The following is a 19422-nucleotide window of genomic DNA, read 5'->3' on the forward strand; positions in this document are numbered from 1 at the left end:
TCGCCAGATATGCGATTGTCTTGGCTTTCCTGCCGCGCAGCGCTTTCCGGCACATGCTCGTTACGCGTCGGCGGCGATTATTCGCGTTTCGCGAATGACGCGTTCGCGCGTTCGCCGATACCGGAGTGGCGGACCTTGCAACTATCTTTGTAGCGTCGGCCCGGCGAGTTCGACATGCCGCGCACCGAATAGCAGGCCGACCATCCTTCGCGACCGAGGTCGCATACAAAGACATTGGCGTTGGGCCGTGCGTTGCCGCTTCCGGCACGCGCAGGCGAGCCCGCGTCCACGGAGACGGAAATGAATGCAAACGAGTGGGACACCTCCTACGAATGGAAAGCGGTGACGCTGCTGGCGCTTGGCTTCGGCCTCGTGGGCCTCGACCGCTGGCTGATCGCGCCGCTTTTTCCATCCATCATGAAAGACCTGAACCTGAGCGCACAGGACGTCGGAAACTGCATTGGCGTGCTCGGCCTTTCGTGGGGCGTCTTTGCCGCGCTGATGGGCGGCATCTCGGACAAGGTCGGGCGCCGGAAGGTGCTCATCCCCGCCATCGTCGCTTTCTCGCTCCTCTCCGGTTTTTCGGGACTCGCGGGCGGGCTCTTCAGCCTGATCGCCATCCGCGGTCTCATGGGCGTAGCCGAAGGCTCCTTCTGTCCCACGAGCTTCGCGGCTACGGCAGACGCCTCGCATCCGCGCCGGCGCGGCCTGAACCTCGGGCTTCAGCAAAGCGGCTTCGCGCTGTTCGGGCTCGCGCTTTCGCCGATCATCGCCACGCAGTTGCTCAGCTTCGTCACGTGGCGGTGGGTGTTCGGGCTCGTTGCCGTTCCCGGGCTGATACTCGGCCTGGTCATGCTGCATGTCATTCGCGAGCCGCGGGTCGCGCCGAAAGTCGCCACGGAGCACACCCCGGCGTCGCTCGGCCGCGTGCTGAAGAGCCGGAACATCGTCGTCGCGATGGGTGCGCTGTGCTGCGCGATGACCGGCGTGTTCGTGCTCGGCGCGCTGCTCCCGCTGTATCTCACGGGCTACCTGTCGCTGGACACTCAAAAGATGGGCCTTGTCGTCTCTGCAATCGGGTTTGGCGGGTTTCTCGGGCAGTTTGGCTTGCCGGGGCTGTCCGACCTCGTCGGGCGCCGCGTAGCGAGCATCGCGGGCTTTGCGGGCACCGCGGTGTTGCTCTACGTTTTTCGCGGTCTCGGGCCGCAGCCGCTCGCGCTGTTCGCGGTTCTGTTCGTCGCCTCGTTCTTCACGCTCGGGCTCGTCTCGTTGCTCTCCGGCCCCGTTGCGACCGAGGCGGCTCCCGTGGGACTCGTGTCGACTTCCATTGGCGTGGTGGTGGGCGCGGGCGAGATTTTCGGCGGCGGCATCGCGCCGGCCCTCGGCGGCTACGTCGCCACGCACTTCGGGATTCAGAACATTCTCTGGCTGCCGATGATCGCCGTGATGCTGGGCATCGTCGTCAGCATGCTGCTAAGGGAGACCGCACCGGCCGTCCTGCTGCGCCGTCGGCCCGTGCACGCCGAACTGGCGGCAGGCGAGCAGCCGCGGTAAGGCGGTCGGGTTCGCGCCGGGGGGCCGCGAGCCCAACCGGCCGCGGAACTAGTCGCGGTTATCGACCCGTTTGTTGAAGGCATGGATGCTCACGCTTTGCCACAGCCCGATCTTCGCGAACGGGTCCCGCTCGTTGAATGCGACGACGTCGTCCTTGCTATCGGCCTCGACCAGGAAGAACGAGCCGATCATCGTTTCTCCGTCGTCGTCGAGCAAGGGCCCCGAAATGAGCGTTTTGATGCTGGCGCCGGATAAGTACGCCTTATGGTCCGCATAGTGGGCGAGCCGCGTGTGAGCATGGCCAGTTTTGTCGAACGCGTGAATGACGTAGAACATGAGCGTCCTCGCAGGAAGTGCCGTATCGGGAGCAGGGTGCTGTTGCCCAGCGTCGGGGCACGCGAGGTAATCCGCAAGCAAACGTTCTTTGGCGATCGTATGGCGGTCGCATGCGGGATTGACATCGATCCGGTGACAGAGAGACGCCCCCGGTATGACGCAGCGAGTCGCCGGCTCCCTATACACTGGCGCTTTCGCTGACGACAAAGGCGCGGTATGGACCGGTTTCTGAGCATCGAGGCATTCGTGAGGGTCGCGGAGGCGAGCAGCTTCGCCGAAGCGGCCAGGCAGCTTGGTGTGACCAGTTCGGTGGTGACGAACCGCATTCAGCAACTGGAGAAATTTGTCAATGCTCCCCTGTTTCATCGCAGCACGCGCCATGTCCGGTTATCCGAAGTCGGGGAGGCGTTCTATCGCGAATGCGCGGACGTGGTTGGCCGCGTCAACGAACTGACCGACCAGATGCGCGAGCTTCGGGCCACCCCGACGGGGCGCCTGCGCGTCCAGATGCTCCCCGGGGAAGACCTTGCGCTCGACAGGCTCATGGACGAATACAGGGTGCGCGTCAGCAACAACGAAAGAGCGCATCGCGAAGGCGTCGAGCAGGTGAACGCCCGGGCGCGGCAGTTGCAGCTGGAACTCGACATGGTGAGCGTGTCGCGCCAGGAACTGCTGAAGCTCAAGGAGGCCGGTCGTATCGACGATTCCGTCCTCCACCGTATCGAAGCCGAGCTCGATTTCGAGGAGTTGAGGCTGCTGCGCCTTCTTGAGCCATAGCGCCGCCAGTTGCACCGGGAAGTGAAAACGGGTTTGTCAGGCTCTCGCAAGAGAGCGATCCAGCGGCTTGAGCTTTTTTATGCGCTTGAGTTTTCATGATAAATAAGTCCATTACGATAAGAAAACTTATCTCAATGGATGTATTAAATCTTGATTTCTCGAAAAGCTTTAAGCTCCGGTAACGCTGGTAATTCTAAGGCAACCTTGCAACGAAAACGGACGATTCAGGCTTGCCTGCTGGCCTTGCGGTAGACGTTTTGCGACATACACCGGTAGAGCCAACTTTGCGGTCGTGAAAGCAGCCGGCCACTGCGGCTGGCAGGCGAGGGCAGCGTTGCCTTGCGTGGCATCGCAGGCCTCACGCCGTTACCGGTAGTACGTGTTGCGAACCTCGGCTCCCCGGTCAGTCAATCTGCCGCCGCGTCTCGTGCGTGAATTTCAACGTTACAGCCGTGACGACACCGAGCGCGGCGAGAAACAGCGACACTGGCCAGTAAGCATGAAAGCGGGAGAGGAGTGCAATGGCGATCAGCGGAGAGAGCCCTCCCGCGAAAATCGACGCCACTTCGTGGCCCAGTGCAACGCCCGAATAGCGCACCTCAGTGCTGAAGAGTTCGCCGACGAGCGCGGGGAGCGTGCCGATCATCGCGCCGTGGCAAATCGCAGTGCCTGCAATGAGCGCTAACCAGATGAGAGGAGTGGAGTGCGTGTTGAGCAGCCAGAAGAAAGGGAAGGCCATCGCGACGAGCGAAAGCGCGCCGATCATGTACACGGGTTTGCGTCCGATACGATCGGAAAGTCTGCCCCATGCGAGCATCGCCCCCATTTCGATAATCATGGCGAGCATGACGCCAGTGAGCATCGTCGAACTCGGAATGCCCGCGAACTTGCCGTAGACGAGCGAAAACGCGAGGAAAATGTAGGCGCCTCCGTTCTCTGCCACACGCAGGCCCATCGCCATGAGGATTTCTTTCGGGTGGCGCCGGATCACTTCGAGAACCGGCGTGTGCGAGGTTTTGCCCGCTTGTTCGGCAGACGCGAAATCGCGGCTTTCAGGCAAACGGCGGCGGATATAAACGCCGAGCACGAAGATGACGACGCTCGCGAGGAATGGCAGACGCCATCCCCACGTGACGAATTGTTCCCGGGGCAACGCCTGGACTGCAAGAAACGCCGCGGACGAGAGCACAAAGCCCGCGCCCACGCCCAACTGGCTCCATGCCGCATAGTAGCCGCGCTTCTCGGGTGGTGCGCTTTCGCTGATCATGAGGACGCCGCCGCCCCATTCGCCGCCCGACGCAATCCCCTGAAAAACGCGCAGAACGACAAGCGCAGCGGGCGCCCACATGCCGACCTGGCCATAGCTTGGCAGAAGCCCGATGCCGAAGGTCGCGACGCCCATGATCAACAGCGTCCAGACCAGTGACGCACGGCGTCCGTAGCGATCGCCGATATGCCCGAAGACGATGCCGCCTAGCGGACGTGCGACGAAGCCGACAGCGAACGCCGCGAACGCACCCAGCGTACCAACGAGCGGGTCGGCGTCAGGCGGGAAGAACAGTTGTCCGAATACGAGCGCAGCGGCCGTGCTGTAGACGAAGAAGTCGTACCATTCCATCGCGTTGCCTGCAACGGACGCGATCACGATGCGATTGAGGGAACGGTCCGAATTTGCGCTCGTATGTGTCGCGCAGGCCGGGGAATGTACGGACGCCATAGGTACTCGCGTTGAAGAATCCAGTGCACGCGTCCACGAAAGGGCGGTGACGTTATGGCAGCCAGTGTCCATGCACAGGTATCGTGGGTCAAATCAACCGAAATCGGGTGCTGTCATCAGCACGACGGATATATGTCAGGCTTCGGGCCGACGGAACATGTCATAGATGGTCTCGCGCAGCCACGCGATTCCCGGATCGGAGGCGAATTGTGCGTGCGAATGCACCTGGATTTCGATGGGGGGCAGCGTGAACGGCAGCGGCAGAATGCGGAAAGCCTTGCCCCTGTTGAATCGCTGCGCAATGCTCTTCGGAAAGATGACCGCGAGATCCGTGTTCATGACGATCTCCGGCGCGACGACGAAATGCGGAAGCCTGAGCACCACGGAACGCTTGAAATTCAGCTCGTCGAGCCATTGTTCGACCATGCGATGGCCGGTTGCATTGGTGCTCGCGTAAATGTAGCGCAAGCCCATCAGGTCCTCGCGCGTGGGCTTCGTCTTTCGTAGGGGATGCCCCGCGCGTACGACACAGACATGCTCATCGACGAAGAGCGTCTGTGTCGTGCAATTGCCATCGAGCCCCGGCACGTAGCCCAACGCGAGATCGATTTCGCCGGCACGCATGGCCACGCTCACCGATTCGACTGGCAAATTGGTCACTTCGATCCGAATGCCGCGCGTTTCGCGGTCTAGCCTGGCGAGCAGCGGCGGCAGAAAGTAGAACTCCGACATGTCCGACATCGAAATGCGGAAAACGCGCTGCGCCGTGGAGGGTTCGAAGCTTGCGAGCTGCTGGACGGCCTCGTTGATCATTGCAAACGCTTGCGCGAGGGGCGGATAGAGGCGGAATGCGGCATCGGTCGGCACCATTCCGTTCGGCGTGCGCGCAAAAAGCGGGTCGTCAAAGAGCGTGCGCAGCCGGCGCAGTGCGTGACTGACGGCAGACTGCGTGAGTGCAAGCCGCTCTCCTGCTGCAGTCAGGCTGCGCAAATCCCAGATGGCGAGGAATACCCGCAACAGGTTCAGATCGACGCCGGCGAGGTTCGGTTGACTCATGCGCTGCGTCTCGAGGTAGGCGCGCGTGCTGCGCGCCAGTGGCATCGGGCCGGCGTGACGCCCCCTGTGGTTCGACGACGGTGCGTAAGCCGGTTACGGTGCTGCGAATTTACCGTAAATGCTGCGCATTGGGTAATGCGGGGTCGCCCCGCTATACGGCGGCAATGCCTGAAAATCGCGCCGCATCGCGTCGCGAGCTGCCGACGCGAGCGCTCGCGCGAGTGCGTCCGGGTCGTCGAATACGACTTTATTGCGCTGCATGAGCGCGGCGCGCGCGAACGGCAGCGCGCTGCGGCTCTCGACATGCGTGTAGATCTCCAGTTCGCGCAACGCCGGCAACTGCAGCATCAATGGCGGATGGTGCGTCAGATAATGCGTGAGCCACGCGTTGAAGTCATCGGCGGGCCCCTCATAGCCGACCATGTAGCTGCAGCGTTCCATGCCGTTGTGCACGGCGGCGGGTTGCGGCGGCGCGAACGTTCGCACGGCCATGGTCTGCTGCGAGAACGCGTGTGCATCCATCATGAGCGCCGCGCCTCGCAACGCGCGATCAATTGCACCGTCTGCTACGAGCGCGGCTTCGAGCGTTGCAAGGTCGTTGAAATACCATTGCAGTATGCATGAGGGCGCCTGCGGGTCCGGGGCGATGCGTGGATCAACTGCTTTCGTGATTGGCAAATGCGTTAACAGCGCGTAAAGGCCATCGATCTCCCTGGCCTCGCGTTGCAATGCATGGACATCGACAGGCGGCTCGGCGCCGCATGCCCCACTAAGAAATAGGCAGACTGGCATGCTCACTCCGCCACGCACGTAGCGGCCGCTCGCGCAAGCCGGTGGAACTGCCGCCCAAAATAAATGAGACCTTCTCCCTCTTCGTGCCAGGCAATATGCTCGATACGAACGAAGATCACCGAGTGCGAGCCCACGGTCTTGCTTTCGCAGACGGTACCTTCCAGGCTCGCGATGGCGTCGTCGAGCACCGGAACGGCAAGCCGACCCGATTGCCACGCGCATTGTGCGAAGCGCTCCTCCATTGAACAGCCGGTCATGCCCGCGAAGAGGCGCGCCAGTTCCTGGCCGCGCGCGCCCAGCACGTTGATGCACACCTGCTCGTTGCCATGCAGGATGTCATGCACGTAGCTCGATTGATTGATGCAGACGAGCATGGTCGGCGGTGTGTCCGTCACGGAACAGACCGCGCTCGCGGTAATGCCGCAGCGCCCGTGCGGACCGTCGGTCGTGATTACGTTGACGGCCGCCGCAAGGGAGGCCATCGCATTGCGAAACTGCAGCCGCGCATCTTCCTGATTCATGGTGGTCGACCCTCTTCGATCAGGGATAGGGCGTCACGGGCGCGATGCCCACGAACAGCGCCCCGGATGCGTCGTAGGTCCCTTCGCCGAGAAACGCGTGTTGTGTCACGACGATCGAGTCGCGCACGAGGCGCTGCAAGCGGCTCTCGCGATATATCGCGCCGATGCCGGCCATTTTGTATGCCGCCATCACGACTTCTGCGCAGGTATGGGCCGCATGCGTCGCGCTCAGGCGCAGGATGTTGGCCTCGGCAGGTGAGACGGCGTCGCCCGCAAGGATGGTTTGCCACGCCGCTTCCGCGGATTCGAAGAAGAACGCGCGGGCGCTGCGCAATTGGGCCTCGGCTTGCGCAAGACCCGAGCGGTAATAGGCCCGGTCGGCGAGGCGCGGCGCACCTGTCGTGGTTTGCGTTACCCCCGACATGCCGGCGAGCAGATCGAGCGCAGCCCGCGCGAGGCCGATGTTCACGGCGGCGTGCACCTGCGCCTGATAGGCGACGGTCGGATAGCGATAGAGCGGCTCGTCGATCGTGGCTGCGCCGCCTCGCACGAAGGTCCATTGCTCGCCGACGAACTTGTCTTTCAGGCGCAAATCGTGGCTCCCGGTACCTTGCATGCCCACGACGTTCCAGTTATCGACAATTTCGACTTCGCTGGAAGGAAATACGGCTGTGAACGGCTTGCCCGCATTCGGATCGCCGGTATTGCCTGGTGCTCCGCCAATGCCAACGCCAATCCAGTCCGCGCCTTTGCAGCCGCTCGCGAACCGCCATTGGCCGCTGACCATGAAGCCGCCGGGCACACGTGTGCCTTTTTGCAGCGGATAGAGGCCACCGGCAAAAACCTGATCCGGTCCGGTTGCATAGAGTTTTGCCTGGGTTTCCACGGGCAGGGAGGCGAGGTACGTATTCGCCGAGCCGAACGCGGCGACCCATGCGGTCGAGCCGTCGGCAGCGGCGATGCGTTCGAGCATTGCCAGGAACTGGTGGGGTGGCAGCGCGTCGCCGCCGAAACGGCGTGGCGTGCCCGCTCGAAAGATGCCGGCACGCTTCAATTTCCCTACCATGTCGCGCGGGACGTGCGAGAGTGCATCGAAGTCGTCGCGCCGCCGCTTGACTTCCTCGATCAGGGCGTCGAGCGAAAGCGGACCAGCGTACTCCGGATAATCGTCTTGCGGGGCGGCGATGTGCAAACTGGAGGAACCGGCATCGGAGCTAACGGTGTTCAAGGCGTGCATATGGGATACCCCTTGGTCAATTTGGAACAGTGCGTGTGTCGCTGGTTCGGTCCGAATTACCTGATTCGGATTCCTGACGAGACTTTTCGCGCATGGCTTTGGGAAAGGTTTCTGGTGCAAAGCAGGTCGCGATGACCGTGACCAATCCGAGGGCGCCAAGGTACAGTGCGACAGGCACAGCGCTGCGGTAGTAGGCGAGCAGGCCCGTGGCGATCATGGGCGAAAGGCCGCCGCCCAGCACCGAGGATATTTCCCGCCCAATCCCTAGCCCCGAGAAGCGCAGATGCACGGGCAACAACTCGCTGATGAAGGCTGGCTGCGCGCCTTCGAGAATGCCGAGCGTCAGGCTGTTTGCGAGCAGGAGCGCGGCGATGACCTTCCAGTACTCGCCCGAGCCGAGTAGTGCGAAGTACGGCCATGCAACGAGGACCATTGCGATGGCGCCGAGCAGATAGACCGGCTTGCGCCCCACCTTGTCGGTAATGTGTCCGACGAGCAGCGATACCGGAATCATGAGCAGCATCGAGAGTGTGAGGCCACCGAGTATCCACGACGATTTCACGCCTAGAAACTGGCCATAAGCGATCGAGAACGCGAAGAAGATGTACGATGCGCCACCTTCGCCGAAGCGCAGGCCGAAAACCGTCAGCACTTGACGCGGACACTGGCGCAAGACGTCGATGACAGGCATGCGGCTTTCGTGCCGCGCGGCCTTCGCTTCCGCGAATTCGGCGCTCTCGCTGACCGAGCGTCGCATCCACAAGCCGAGTACGACGAGTGCGGCACTGCCGAGGAAGGGCACGCGCCATCCCCAGTTCTGGAAGTCGGCGGCCGAGAGGTTTTGGGCAAGCAGAAATGCGGCGGTCGAGAGCACGAAGCCGAGCGCCGCGCCGCACGGGCTCCAGGCAGCCAGTGCGCCGCGCCTGGAGGGCGGAGCGCTTTCATGGATGAGCAGGATGCTGCCGCTCCATTCGCCGCCCGCAGCCAATCCCTGGAGTATGCGCAGCATCACGAGCAGCACGGGAGCCGCAATGCCGATCTGGTGATACGTAGGCAGGACGCCCATCAGCATGGTGGCCGTGCCCATCGTCATGAGCGTAAGCATCATGACTCGTTTGCGGCCGTAGCGATCGCCCAGATGTCCGCAGAGCACACCGCCGATCGGCCTCGCGATAAAGCCGACGGTGAAACCGCCGAATGCCGCGATAGTGCCCGTCAGCGGGTCGCTGCCTACCGGAAAGAAAAGCTTGCCGAATACCAGCGCAGCAGCCGTTCCATAGAGAAAAAAGTCGTACCACTCGAGTATCTGGCCGAGTACGGCCGTGGTGACAGCCCTACGGACTGCACGCGCCGGACGCGCTGTGCGGTGCGAGGCGAGGGGAGCACTCAGGTTGGAACTGACGGCGTCTGGAATCATGGCGGATGGTGTGCACGAGATTGAAGTTCCGCGCAGCGGCAATTGCAGACGGCGCGGGCGATCGCATCGGGTTACATGGCCGAACGATAGGAGCGACGCAATCAGCGGTCAAATTCGAGCCAAAAATGGGGGCTATGAACGCGCTTCATGTTTGTCGAGCACGTTTCTCGAATCAACATGAAATCCATTTCATGGATGAGGGAGGGTATTTATGGCTGATTTGACACGCGCGTTTCGTCGCTTTGCTGGCCATTCATCAGACGTACCCGACGTGCTGATGCGCCTGCCCGAATGCTGGTGCGTCGTTCCCGGCGCGCAACTGGAAGGACTGCATGACGACGAGGCAAGGGGCTCGCAGGTTTCCTCGTCGATCTAAAGGTTTTACCAGGGTGCCGGTGCTACGCCACGGCGCACGGCCGCGCAAGCCGATGAAAATTGCGGTCGAAGTAGACGAGCCCGTCGCCATCGCTGCGCAGACGGATATGGGTCGCCTTGACGAACATGACCGAGTGAGACCCGACGTCCTTGAGCTCGACGATTTCGCCCTGCAAGCTCGCGAGCGCATCGCGCAGCACGGGCACGCCATGCTTGCCTTCGTCCCAGAACGGCAGGTCGAAGCGCGCGTCCATGGGCAGTTGCGTGAGGCCCGCGAAATGCTTCGCCAGCAGCTCGTGCTCCCCGGGCAGCACGTTCACGCACACGCGGCCATTGCCTGCGAAGGCCGCGTGCATCGCGCTCGAACGGTTCAGGCAAACGAGCAGCGTGGGCGGTGTGTCCGTGACGGAACAGACGGCACTTGCGGTGATGCCGCAGCGGCCGAACGGACCGGCAGTCGTGATGACATTGACGGCCGCACAGAGGTGCGCCATGGCCTGGCGAAAGTCCTTGCGGGCGTCGCTCGCGGGGAGCGTGTTCGTGCTGGAGGTGTCGGACATGATGTGTGATTTTCCGCGCAATGATTGAGCTTGTGATTCACAGCGTACGGCAAGCGCCGGGCGAAGAAAACTGTCGTCAATCGCCCATGCGCTGGCGTCGTTACCGAGTCGTCTAAAGCTTTCACCAGGTATTGCGTTGAACACGGCGCACAGTTTGGAATAGCCTGAGGGAATTACGGGGTAGTGCGCATTTTCAAGGCTTTTTTGACTGGTTATGATGAGAAACGCAACTGCAGGAGCGCAAGATCGAAACGAGGCGGCAGAGGGCACGTCTCGCAGCGCTCGGCAATGAACCGATGAACAACAGCGGAGAGAGCAGATGACTTTACCTGCTCCGGTCATTTACATCGTCGACGACGACAACGGCATGCGCACTTCGCTCGCATGGCTGCTGGAGTCGGTCGGCGTGAAGTCGGAAGGGTTCGCTAACGCAGCCGATTTTCTGCGCGCGTTCGATCCGGACATCCCTGCGTGTCTGGTGCTCGATGTGCGCATGCCGGAGACCGGCGGTTTCGACGTGCAGACCGAGTTGAACCGTCGTGGGGCGACGTTGCCCATTATTTTTGTGAGCGGTCATGGCGACATTCCGATGTCCGTGCGCGCGCTGCAAAACGGTGCGATCGACTTCGTCGAAAAGCCGTACAACTCCCAGCAGATGCTCGATCGCGTGCAACGCGCGATGAAACTCGCCACGCAACGTCACGCGGTCGACCAGAAACTGCGCGATTTGCGCAAGCGTCTGGAATCACTCACGGGGCGCGAGCGCGAAGTGCTGCGCGGCGTGATCGACGGCAAGGGCAGCAAGCGTATCGCGGCGGAACTCGACATCAGCGTGAAGACGGTGGACGTGCATCGCGCGAGCATCAAGGAAAAACTCGGCGTGGCGTCGATTGCGACGCTCGTGCGCGATGTGATGGCGGTGTGGAATCAGGACGCGCAGACGCACACGCCGTGAGTCGGTGTGCGTCCAGCGCGCGCGGTGCGCATTCACGCATTAACGCATGTAGAGGCCGCCGTTGATGTCCCAGCACGCGCCGCTGGCGAAATACGCGTTGCCCGAAGCGAGCAGCACGGCGGCGTCTGCGATATAGTCGGCGGCGCCAAGGCGCCCCACTGGAATGCTGGCGATTACCTTGTCGAGCTTGTCCGCGGGCACGCTCTCGTGCACGATCGGCAAATCGAGCGGCCCCGGCGAAATGGCGTTGACGGTCACGCCCGAAGCGGCGAGATCGCGCGCGAAGACCTTCGTGAGCGTGATGACACCGCCCTTGGCCGCGGCGTAGTGCGCCCCGGTTGCCGAGCCGCCGTTCTGGCCTGCGAGCGAAGCGATATTGACGATGCGCCCTTCGCCCTGACTGGCGAAGTGCTGCCCAAACACCTGGCAGCCGAACAGCACGCTGCGCAGATTCACGTCGATGACCTGATCGAACTGTTCGGCCGTGATCTCCATGACAGGCACGACCTTGGATGCGCCCGCGTTGTTTACGAGCGCGTCGACGCGGCCCCAGCGCGCGACGATCGCATCGCGTGCGCTCACGAAATCTTCCTTGCGTGTGACGTCGAGCTTGATCGCGAATGCACTCGACTCATTGGCGCTCAGCTCGCGCGCGGTGGCGGTTGCGGCTTCGATCGCCACGTCCCCGAAGGCAACGCGGTAGCCCGCGACATGAAAACGCGCGGCAATCACGGCGCCGAGGCCGCGCGCCGCGCCTGTAATGAGGACGACTCTGCTGGACATGGGTTTTCCTGTATCTTGAAGTGCTTCAGCTCGCAAGCGCGGTTTCGAACGCCGCAGCGACGGCGCAGACCTGTTCGTCGGCGCCATGCCGGCCGATGATTTGCAGTCCGGCCAACAGCGGCGAACCCTCGATAGGCAACGGCAGGCTCAGGGCCGGATGGCCACTGAGATTGAATGGGCGGATCAGCGACGACATTGCGATTACCGAGACACCGCGACGCGCCTCTTCGATCGTGATCGGCAATGCGGGAAGCGTCGGCATCACGATGACATCGACGCCGTCGAACGCGCGATCGACCGCCTCGGTGAAGCTGCGGCGCACGCGCTCCGCCGCGCTCACGTGGTCGGGCGTCGTGGAAGAAGCGGCGCGCAGACGTGCTTCGAGATCCGCGCCGAGCTTGCCGCTATCCACTAGATGGCCAAACGCGGCCCACGTTTCGGCGTTGATGATCGCGAGCCCTGCCTGGAAAGCATCGGCGAAGCCTGCAAGTTCGATGGCGTGCGACGACAACCCCGCGCGTTGCGGCGCGTGAGCAACGGCGGAAAGCAGTTCCGCTTGCGCATCGACTCGCGCGATACCCACCTTGCACGTCGTCACGCTCTTTAACGCGGTTTCCCGGTCGAACGCGGGCGCGATTACGCTCATTGTGTCGATGAGCATGCGCACGTCGCGCGCAAATGGACCCACACAATCGAGCGTCGATTCAGCGGGCGCGACGCCGCTGCGGGAAACGCGTGCGAATGTTGGCTTCAGGCCCACGACGCCGCAACATGCGGCGGGGCCGCGAATCGAGCCGCCCGTGTCGGTACCGAGCGCAGCGTCCGCAAGCCCCAGGCCAACTGCGCTAGCGGAGCCGCTGGACGAGCCGCCCGGGATGCGCGTCGGGTCCTGCGGATTGATGGGCGTACCCGTGTAGTCGTTTATTCCCGTCATGCCGAACGCGAGTTCGTGCATGTTGGCCTTGCCGACGATTCTCCAGCCGGCGTCGAGCAGCAACCGCACGACCTGCGCGTGTTCCTGCGCGCTCGCGGCGTTGGCGAGGGCACGGCTGGCGCCCGTCGTGGGCATGCCCGCAATGTCGATGGTGTCCTTGATGACGATGGTGGGTCCGTCGCCGCCAAGCGTGAAGGCATTGATCAAAGCGCTCATCGAGTCGGTTTCCATGTGAGGTCAGGGGGCGGGACGCGGCGAGACGTGCCACGGCGCATCGAAAAGACGCTCGGTGCGAAAGTGCGTGATAAGCCACGCGGACGCATCGGGCGAGCCGGCAGGCGCAGGCACGAAGTCCACTTCGAGGCGTGCCCCGATCAACTCGGCGCGCCCGTCCACGTAGCCCGATGCCTGCAACATGATCCAGCGGCCCTTGGCGCGCTCCGGTGTCACCATGTCGATGCTCTCTGACGTGAGAAAGTGCACGTTGGTGGCGAAGTGCGGCTCGGGCGGCAGATAGCGCGAGAGCATCGCGACGATGGCCTCGCGTCCTTCGATGTGGCCGAACTTGCTCGTATATTGCCGGCCAATGCCTTCCCACACGGCATCTTCAGTAAACAGGAGTCCGAGCGATTCGCCATCGAGCGCGCCGCTCGGTACATCGCACAGCGCCATGTAGCGCGCCATCATGCGGCGCGCCGCGGCGGCGCCTTCCAGTGCGGCGAGGCGCGCTTCGAGCGCCACAATCGTGCGCGCAGCGTCAGTGTTCATCGCCATGCCTTACGCGGTGGCAGCAGGCGGCACGACGAGCGCGCGGCCCACGCGCGCTTCGATCTTGCCGTAGCGCCACAGGTTGTACTCGCCCACCGGCGTCGTGCGATAGAGATTGCAGACGGCCACGGCGGTGTCGAAATCGGCGACGTCGGCCATGATGTAGAAGGTCCACGGCGCGCCGTCGGACTGGCCGACCACGAGGCGGTCGTCGTCCATGACGCCGAGCACCTTGACGCCGTCCATTGCCTCGACGGCGGCGAGCATCTTGCCGTATGCCTGCCATACTTCGCCGATCTTCTCGCGCGGCAGGTCGAAGAAGTTTTGCGTCACACCGCAGCAGAACAGCACGCGCAACGGCAGGGTAGCGCTTGTTTCGGACATGAAATGATTTCCTTGCGACAGGTGATGATTGTGGTTACAGATAGCCCGGAATAGGCGGCACGCCAACGAACACCGCGCCTGCGCCGTCGAAATTGCCTTCGCCGAGGAAGGCGTGCTGCGTGACCACCATCGCATCGCGCAGCAAACGCTGCAACGGGTGCGTCTTGTAGATCGCCATCGTGCCGCCGAGACGATAAGCGCGATTCACGACATCGGCGCCTTCATGTGCGATCTGGGTGGCGGAAAGGCGCAGCAGGCTGACTTGTTCGGGCGTCACGGGGTTGCCGGCGAGAATCGACTGCCAGACGCTGTCGGTCGACTCATAGAAGAACGCACGCGCCGAGCGCAGCTGCGCTTCGGCTTTCGCGAGTTCGATGCGATAGTACGCACGGTCTGCGAGTTGCGGTGCGCCTGTTGTCGTGCGGCGTCCGCCAGACATATGGTTGGCCACGTCGAGCGCGGCGCGCGCAAGGCCAAGGTTCACGACCGCGAGCACCTGGGCGGCGTAGGCAACGGTCGGATAGCGATAGAGCGGCTCGTCCACGCAGGGGGCGCCGCCGCGAACGAAGGTCCAGTCGTTGCTCACGATCTGGTCGGTCACGCGCAGGTCATGACTGCCGGTGCCCTGCATGCCGACCACGTTCCAGTTCTCGACGATCTCCACCTGCGCGGGACGGAACACGGCTGTGCGCGGCTTGTTCGGGCCGCTGCCCGCAGTGTCGCCGGTGCTGATGCCCACGCCGAGCCAGTCGGCGCCCTTGCAGCCGCTCGCGAACTTCCACGTGCCGGTCACGCGCCAGCCGCCTTCAACGGCCTGCACGGCCTGCACCGGAAAGAGGCCGCCCGCGAATGCCTGATCGGGGCCGCTCGCGTAGATCTGGGCCTGCGTTTCGAGGGGGAGCGCCGCGAGGTAGACGTTGGCCGAACCGAAGCTCGCGACCCAGGCAGCGGAGCCATCGGCAACCGCGATGCGCTCGATCATCTCGAGGAATTCTCCGGGCGCGCGCGCATCGCCGCCGAAGCGCTTTGGCGTGCCCGCGCGATAGATGCCCGCGCGCTTGAATAGGTCGATGACGTCGCGCGGCACGTGTGAAAGACGGTCGAATTCGTCGCGGCGCGCAGCCACCACGTCAATGACTTCGTCGAGCGTGAGGCTGCCGTCTGGCTGCGCCATGCAAGCTCGTGCATGGTGCTCGCTGTGGGACGCGACGGCGGTCGCAACTGATGCCATGGTGTATCTCCTGAGTTCCTGAGCCGGTGGTGGTGTTTGGGGCGTCGCTTTCGAGGGCGAAAAGTCCAGTCTGGAACTCAGTCTAAAAAGGCAAAAAGGGGCCATCAATTGGGACGCCGCACGCATTTTTAAGTAGCGTTCCCCGCGCGCCTAAAGAAATCTTCAGTTTCCCCGCGCAGCGGCCGGATGTTATCGTTTGGGAACCACCTGGCGGGCATGCGGCCCGCTTGCGGATCGCTTGCCGCTCACGATCATGACGTACCCCACCGAAGACGATTTCCGGCGTCTGCTCGACGCCTTGACGATGTGCGTGCTGCTGCACGATGCCAGTACGAAGGCCATCGTGTGGGCCAATCGCGCGGCCTGCATCGCGCTCGGCTTTTCCGTCGAGGAATTGCTGCCGCTGAAGGCGCGCGACATGACGCGCCCCGAGCCGAAATATGCGCGCGAAATTGCCGTCTCGGCGATGGACCGGTCGATCACCGAAGGCCCGCAGGGCTACGAATGGTGCTATCGCTCGCGCACGGGGCAGGATATGCTTTCCGAGGCGATTGCAACCTACGTGCCGCTCAAGGAGCGCGGGGTCGTGATGGTCCAGTTTCGCGACATCAGCGCGGAAGAGGCGATGCGCGAGGCGCTGCGGCGTTACGAAACGCGGCTGCGCGAATTCATGCAGGACTTGAGCGAAGGCGTGGCTGTGCTCATGCCCGGCGGCGCCGTCGAGTTCATCAGCGATTCGGGGCGGCGGCTGCTCGGTCTCGCCGCCGAACAGGCGCCCGGTTCGGTGTTCGACTATTGCAGCGAGCGCAACCGCGCGCGTCTCGCCGAGCAACTCGACGACGCGCCGCAACAGCGCCCTTCCGAGCCGCGGCGCTACCGCATGGTCCGGCGCGACGGGAGCGCGTGCTGGCTGCGCATCACGTGCCGGCGGCTCGTGATAGAAGGCGATTTCGACGGCCTGTTGATTCACTTTCGCGACATCTCCGATGAAGTGGGCATCGAGGAAGCACGCCGCACCGAAGCGCGCATGCTCGAATACGCGGGGCGTTACAACGCGATGGGCGAGATGGCTACCGCCATCGCTCACGAGTTGAGCCAGCCACTCGCGGCCGTGCGCAACTTCATCGAAGGCGCGATCCGGCGCCTCGAACAGGCGGGGCCCGTCGAGGATGCGATCTGGGGCCTGCGCAGCGCCGACCGCCAGGCGGAGCACGCCGCGCTCATCATCAAGAGCGTGCGCGAATACATCGTGAAACGCGAGCCGACCGAAACGCGCTCGGACCTGCGCAACATTCTCAGCGAGGTCGCTTACTTCATCGAACTGCGTGCGCGTGACGCCGGCGTGCGCGTACACATCGTGCAGCCCAAGGCGCCGTTGCCCGTGCTGTGCGAACGCGTACTGATCGGGCAAGTCGTCCTCAATCTCGCGTTCAACGCGATCGACGCACTGGCGGCCGTCGATGCCGACCGGCGCGACCTCACACTCGCATGCGCGCAACACGAAGGCCGGGCGCTCGTGAGCGTGACCGACAACGGCCCAGGCGTGCCTACCGATGCGCATGGACGCCTCTTCGACGGCTTCTCCTCGTCGAAGGCGGGCGGCAACGGCATCGGCCTTTCGCTGTGCAAGAACATCGTCACGCGGCATCAGGGTGCGATCTGGGCGCAGCCTGTGCCCAGCGGCGGCCTCGAATGCTGCTTCGCGCTGCCGCTGATTTCGCAGCCCGGCGCGGACGAGCGCGCCCATTAGCGCCCGAGCGAACGCGCCGTCTTGCCGCCGATGCCGAAGTCGGTGTTCGCGATGTCCTTGATGATGACGCGCGTCGCGTCGAGCGGCGAGTCGAGCACGTCGGCGCTGGTCGTTGCGAGCGCATCGATCAGCGCGGCCTTCTGTTCGAGCGTACGTCCGGCTATCAGTATCGCGACGATTACCGGCAACGAAGGCGGCGCGCCGTCCGCGGCGCGCTTGCCGCCAATGCCGTAGTGCGAGTCGGCCAGTTCGCTCAGGAGAATGCGCACGGATTCCGCAGGCGCGCCGATCGCTTCGACGGTGGCGTCGGTGAGGCGTTCGATCAGCGTCGCCTTGCGTGCTTCCGCGTGGCCCGCCGGCAAATAGACTTCGAGTGTAGGCATGGGTTCGACTGGAAGCCGGGCGCGCGAACATGTCCGCGCGCCCGTGGTTTTAGAGCAGGAAGCCGATCGCGCTCAACGCTTCGGTTGAGTCGATCAGGCGGATCACTTTCTGCTGCAGTTTCGGCTCGCCGCTTGCGAAGCTGATGCGGTGCGTGAGATCCGCGGCGAAGATCGTGTTCGCGCCGCGCTTGTACGCGACGATGATCTGCGCCGATTTCGCTTCCACGGTATCGGCCGCGTCGCTCGACAGCGTGAAGCGCGATACCGTGCGGACCGTGCGCGCCGCATCGCTCGCCGAAGCTGAATAGCCCGACGTCATGCGCTGCACACGCAACTCGCGCATGTGCTGGTCGTCGTACGCGTAGTTAAGCGTGGCGGCGAAGTCGGTCGTATTCGGGTCGATCGGCACGACGTAGTGGCCCTGCGAATCCCACAGATCGAGCCATGCGCCATATTCGCGCCGGTCCAGCATCTCGGCTTCGCGCCAGATGAACTGCACGGCGCGCGTAAAAATCTCTTGCGTGTTGAGTACGTTTCGATCGTCCATCATGCCTCCATCATCGCGCGCCACTGCGCATACGCTTCGCGCATGCCGGTTTCGTCGGTGGCGTGTGCGGTCTTTTCTCCGTTGGGTGCCGTCGTTTCGCGGTTCAGGCCGCGATTCACGAGAATCGGAATATCGGGGCCGGCGTGGGAACCGCGCTGCACGCGCTCCCAGGCTTCGGCGTCGTCCGGGCTGCCAAAGCCGAACGGGCCCTGGAAGTGCTCGTGAATGCGCAGGCGCACGCGGTTGGCTTCCTCCGGACCGCCGTCCATGGCGAGCGCGACGTGGCGAATTTCGGTCTCCTCGACGGAAACGGGACGCAGCACGCGGAAGAACGCCATCGAAAGCGCGAGGTTAGGAAACAGGTTCAGGTTGAAGCCCACCCCCATCAGCGAGCGCACGATGCGGCGCACTTCCTCGGGCTTGTGGCGCTCGCCGAGTTGCGCGGCCAGTTCCCGAAAGCGCTCGGGCAGCGGCGCGCCGTCGTCCTGATCGAGGTCGACGAGTTCGGGCACGAGCACGGCGAGGCTATGGCCGTTGCCGAGCGAGCGGCAGAAGGCTTGATCGCTCGTCATGAAGCTCGTGATCGCGGCGGCCGTCTCGTCGTCGATCGACTTCATCCACGATTTGTGCACGACGGGGAAGTGATAAAGATCCGTCGTGTTCTCGAGCTGGATCTTCCAGTTGCCCTTGAATTTGAACTTGTGCTCGCCGTTGGCCTTCACGGGGTAGCCGGCGCCCTGCTTCATGAAGAGGTCGATCCACGGCTTCGCGCCGCCGAGGAAGTCTTCGAGCGGTTCGATATCCTTGTTGAAGCTCGCGAAGATGAGGCCCTGATAAATGCCCACGCGCAGCTTTTCGAGCGGCAGGTCGCCCTTTTCGCACACGCCTTCGTAACCGTCCCCATAGGGCAGCGCGCGCAGCGTGCCGTCGAGCGCGTAAGACCAGCTATGGTAGGGGCACGTGAAGCCCTTCGCGTTGCCCTTGTGCTCCTCGCACACGGTGGCTCCCCGGTGACGGCAGCGGTTCTGCAGCACGTTCACCGCGCCTGTCTTGTCGCGCACGACGATAACGGGCTGCCGGCCGATGGTCGTGGTGCGGAAATCGCCCGGATTGGGCAGTTCGCTTTCGTGCGCGACCCAGATCCACGTCTTATAGAAAATGCGTTCGAGTTCCGCTTCGAACAGCGCCGGATCGTAGTACAGCGAAGGTGCGATGCGGTCCGTCTCTACGCGGCCGCGCAGCGTACTCGTGTCGATGGTCTGCCAGGTATCGCTCATGGTGTCGGAGTATCGGGGGTGGTTGGTTGCAGGGCGTTTAGGGCCTGCGCGTTGAGTAAAAGTCTCGT

Annotated in this window: 20 protein-coding genes and 1 pseudogene; 5 read left to right on the forward strand and 16 right to left on the reverse strand. The window is 63.4% G+C overall.

The genetic code is table 11. The features are described 5' to 3' along the window. The first annotated feature begins 300 nt into the window (after positions 1-300). Positions 301-1554 (forward strand): MFS transporter, encoded by a 1254-nt coding sequence (locus BLU17_RS21745; RefSeq protein ID WP_092001092.1) that lies wholly within the window; start codon positions 301-303, stop codon positions 1552-1554. 48 nt (positions 1555-1602) lie between these two features. On the opposite strand, the gene BLU17_RS21750 is transcribed toward BLU17_RS21745, so the two are convergent. Then, entirely contained in the window at positions 1603-1890 is a 288-nt protein-coding gene (locus BLU17_RS21750; protein ID WP_092001097.1) for a YciI family protein, read from the reverse strand. A gap of 216 nt (positions 1891-2106) precedes the next feature. On the opposite strand from BLU17_RS21750, the pseudogene BLU17_RS21755 reads away from it, so the two are divergent. After that, positions 2107-2427 (forward strand): annotated as a pseudogene (locus BLU17_RS21755) (LysR family transcriptional regulator); the annotation flags it as partial. Between the two features lie 643 nt (positions 2428-3070). Here BLU17_RS21755 and BLU17_RS21760 read toward each other — a convergent pair. The 6 genes from BLU17_RS21760 to BLU17_RS21785 all read right to left on the reverse strand — a co-directional run bounded on the left by BLU17_RS21760 (position 3071) and on the right by BLU17_RS21785 (position 9407). Next, positions 3071-4384 (reverse strand): MFS transporter, encoded by a 1314-nt coding sequence (locus BLU17_RS21760; RefSeq protein WP_092001100.1) that lies wholly within the window; start codon positions 4382-4384, stop codon positions 3071-3073. A gap of 135 nt (positions 4385-4519) precedes the next feature. Beyond that, complete coding sequence (locus tag BLU17_RS21765; RefSeq protein WP_092001344.1) at positions 4520-5440, reverse strand: LysR family transcriptional regulator; 921 nt, start codon at positions 5438-5440, stop codon at positions 4520-4522. A gap of 93 nt (positions 5441-5533) precedes the next feature. Then, entirely contained in the window at positions 5534-5965 is a 432-nt protein-coding gene (locus tag BLU17_RS34430) for an ethyl tert-butyl ether degradation protein EthD (protein ID WP_342713846.1), read from the reverse strand. Between the two features lie 269 nt (positions 5966-6234). Further along, positions 6235-6753 (reverse strand): 4-hydroxyphenylacetate 3-monooxygenase, reductase component, encoded by a 519-nt coding sequence (gene hpaC, locus BLU17_RS21775; protein WP_092001106.1) that lies wholly within the window; start codon positions 6751-6753, stop codon positions 6235-6237. A 19-nt stretch (positions 6754-6772) separates the two neighbouring features. Next, on the reverse strand, positions 6773-7990 hold the full coding sequence (locus tag BLU17_RS21780; RefSeq protein ID WP_092001109.1) for an acyl-CoA dehydrogenase family protein: 1218 nt from the start codon (positions 7988-7990) through the stop codon (positions 6773-6775). 16 nt (positions 7991-8006) lie between these two features. Next, on the reverse strand, positions 8007-9407 hold the full coding sequence (locus BLU17_RS21785) for an MFS transporter (RefSeq protein ID WP_092001112.1): 1401 nt from the start codon (positions 9405-9407) through the stop codon (positions 8007-8009). A 211-nt stretch (positions 9408-9618) separates the two neighbouring features. Here BLU17_RS21785 and BLU17_RS33265 point away from each other — a divergent pair, with 211 nt between their 5' ends. Then, positions 9619-9783: a hypothetical protein gene (locus BLU17_RS33265; RefSeq protein ID WP_176929162.1), complete on the forward strand. Its 165-nt coding sequence runs from the start codon at positions 9619-9621 to the stop codon at positions 9781-9783. 22 nt (positions 9784-9805) lie between these two features. Here the strand turns inward: BLU17_RS33265 and hpaC (BLU17_RS21790) are convergent, their stop codons facing one another. Further along, on the reverse strand, positions 9806-10342 hold the full coding sequence (gene hpaC / locus BLU17_RS21790; RefSeq protein WP_092001114.1) for a 4-hydroxyphenylacetate 3-monooxygenase, reductase component: 537 nt from the start codon (positions 10340-10342) through the stop codon (positions 9806-9808). A 319-nt stretch (positions 10343-10661) separates the two neighbouring features. Here hpaC (BLU17_RS21790) and BLU17_RS21795 point away from each other — a divergent pair, with 319 nt between their 5' ends. Next, entirely contained in the window at positions 10662-11297 is a 636-nt protein-coding gene (locus BLU17_RS21795) for a response regulator transcription factor (RefSeq protein ID WP_092001117.1), read from the forward strand. Positions 11298-11336: 39 nt separating this feature from the next. On the opposite strand, the gene BLU17_RS21800 is transcribed toward BLU17_RS21795, so the two are convergent. Genes BLU17_RS21800 through BLU17_RS21820 form a run of 5 tightly spaced genes read right to left on the reverse strand, consistent with a single transcriptional unit; the run spans position 11337 to position 15340 of the window. Next, positions 11337-12080, reverse strand: a complete 744-nt coding sequence (locus BLU17_RS21800; protein WP_092001120.1) for an SDR family NAD(P)-dependent oxidoreductase — start codon at positions 12078-12080, stop codon at positions 11337-11339. Positions 12081-12105: 25 nt separating this feature from the next. Continuing rightward, positions 12106-13230, reverse strand: a complete 1125-nt coding sequence (locus BLU17_RS21805) for an amidase (protein WP_092001347.1) — start codon at positions 13228-13230, stop codon at positions 12106-12108. 21 nt (positions 13231-13251) lie between these two features. Continuing rightward, on the reverse strand, positions 13252-13782 hold the full coding sequence (locus BLU17_RS21810) for a nuclear transport factor 2 family protein (protein ID WP_425434131.1): 531 nt from the start codon (positions 13780-13782) through the stop codon (positions 13252-13254). A 9-nt stretch (positions 13783-13791) separates the two neighbouring features. Continuing rightward, a complete protein-coding gene (locus BLU17_RS21815) occupies positions 13792-14166 on the reverse strand; it encodes a hypothetical protein (protein WP_092001126.1) in 375 nt (124 codons plus the stop codon). 34 nt (positions 14167-14200) lie between these two features. Continuing rightward, positions 14201-15340 (reverse strand): acyl-CoA dehydrogenase family protein, encoded by a 1140-nt coding sequence (locus BLU17_RS21820; protein WP_245746965.1) that lies wholly within the window; start codon positions 15338-15340, stop codon positions 14201-14203. Positions 15341-15650: 310 nt separating this feature from the next. Here BLU17_RS21820 and BLU17_RS21825 point away from each other — a divergent pair, with 310 nt between their 5' ends. Continuing rightward, positions 15651-17147 (forward strand): PAS domain-containing sensor histidine kinase, encoded by a 1497-nt coding sequence (locus BLU17_RS21825; RefSeq protein WP_092001350.1) that lies wholly within the window; start codon positions 15651-15653, stop codon positions 17145-17147. Here BLU17_RS21825 and BLU17_RS21830 read toward each other — a convergent pair. From BLU17_RS21830 to BLU17_RS21840, 3 genes are read right to left on the reverse strand one after another with little or no spacing between them, the layout of a single operon-like run. Continuing rightward, a complete protein-coding gene (locus BLU17_RS21830; RefSeq protein WP_092001132.1) occupies positions 17144-17530 on the reverse strand; it encodes a 2-hydroxymuconate tautomerase family protein in 387 nt (128 codons plus the stop codon). The two genes, BLU17_RS21825 and BLU17_RS21830, sit on opposite strands and share 4 nt — an antisense overlap. A gap of 49 nt (positions 17531-17579) precedes the next feature. Beyond that, on the reverse strand, positions 17580-18080 hold the full coding sequence (locus tag BLU17_RS21835) for an aromatic-ring-hydroxylating dioxygenase subunit beta (protein WP_092001135.1): 501 nt from the start codon (positions 18078-18080) through the stop codon (positions 17580-17582). After that, a complete protein-coding gene (locus BLU17_RS21840) occupies positions 18077-19354 on the reverse strand; it encodes an aromatic ring-hydroxylating oxygenase subunit alpha (RefSeq protein ID WP_092001138.1) in 1278 nt (425 codons plus the stop codon). Before BLU17_RS21840 ends, BLU17_RS21835 begins: the two co-directional genes overlap by 4 nt. Between the last annotated feature and the right edge of the window lie 68 nt (positions 19355-19422).

It is taken from the genome of Paraburkholderia lycopersici, from assembly GCF_900096975.1.
GTDB lineage: Bacteria > Pseudomonadota > Gammaproteobacteria > Burkholderiales > Burkholderiaceae > Paraburkholderia > Paraburkholderia lycopersici.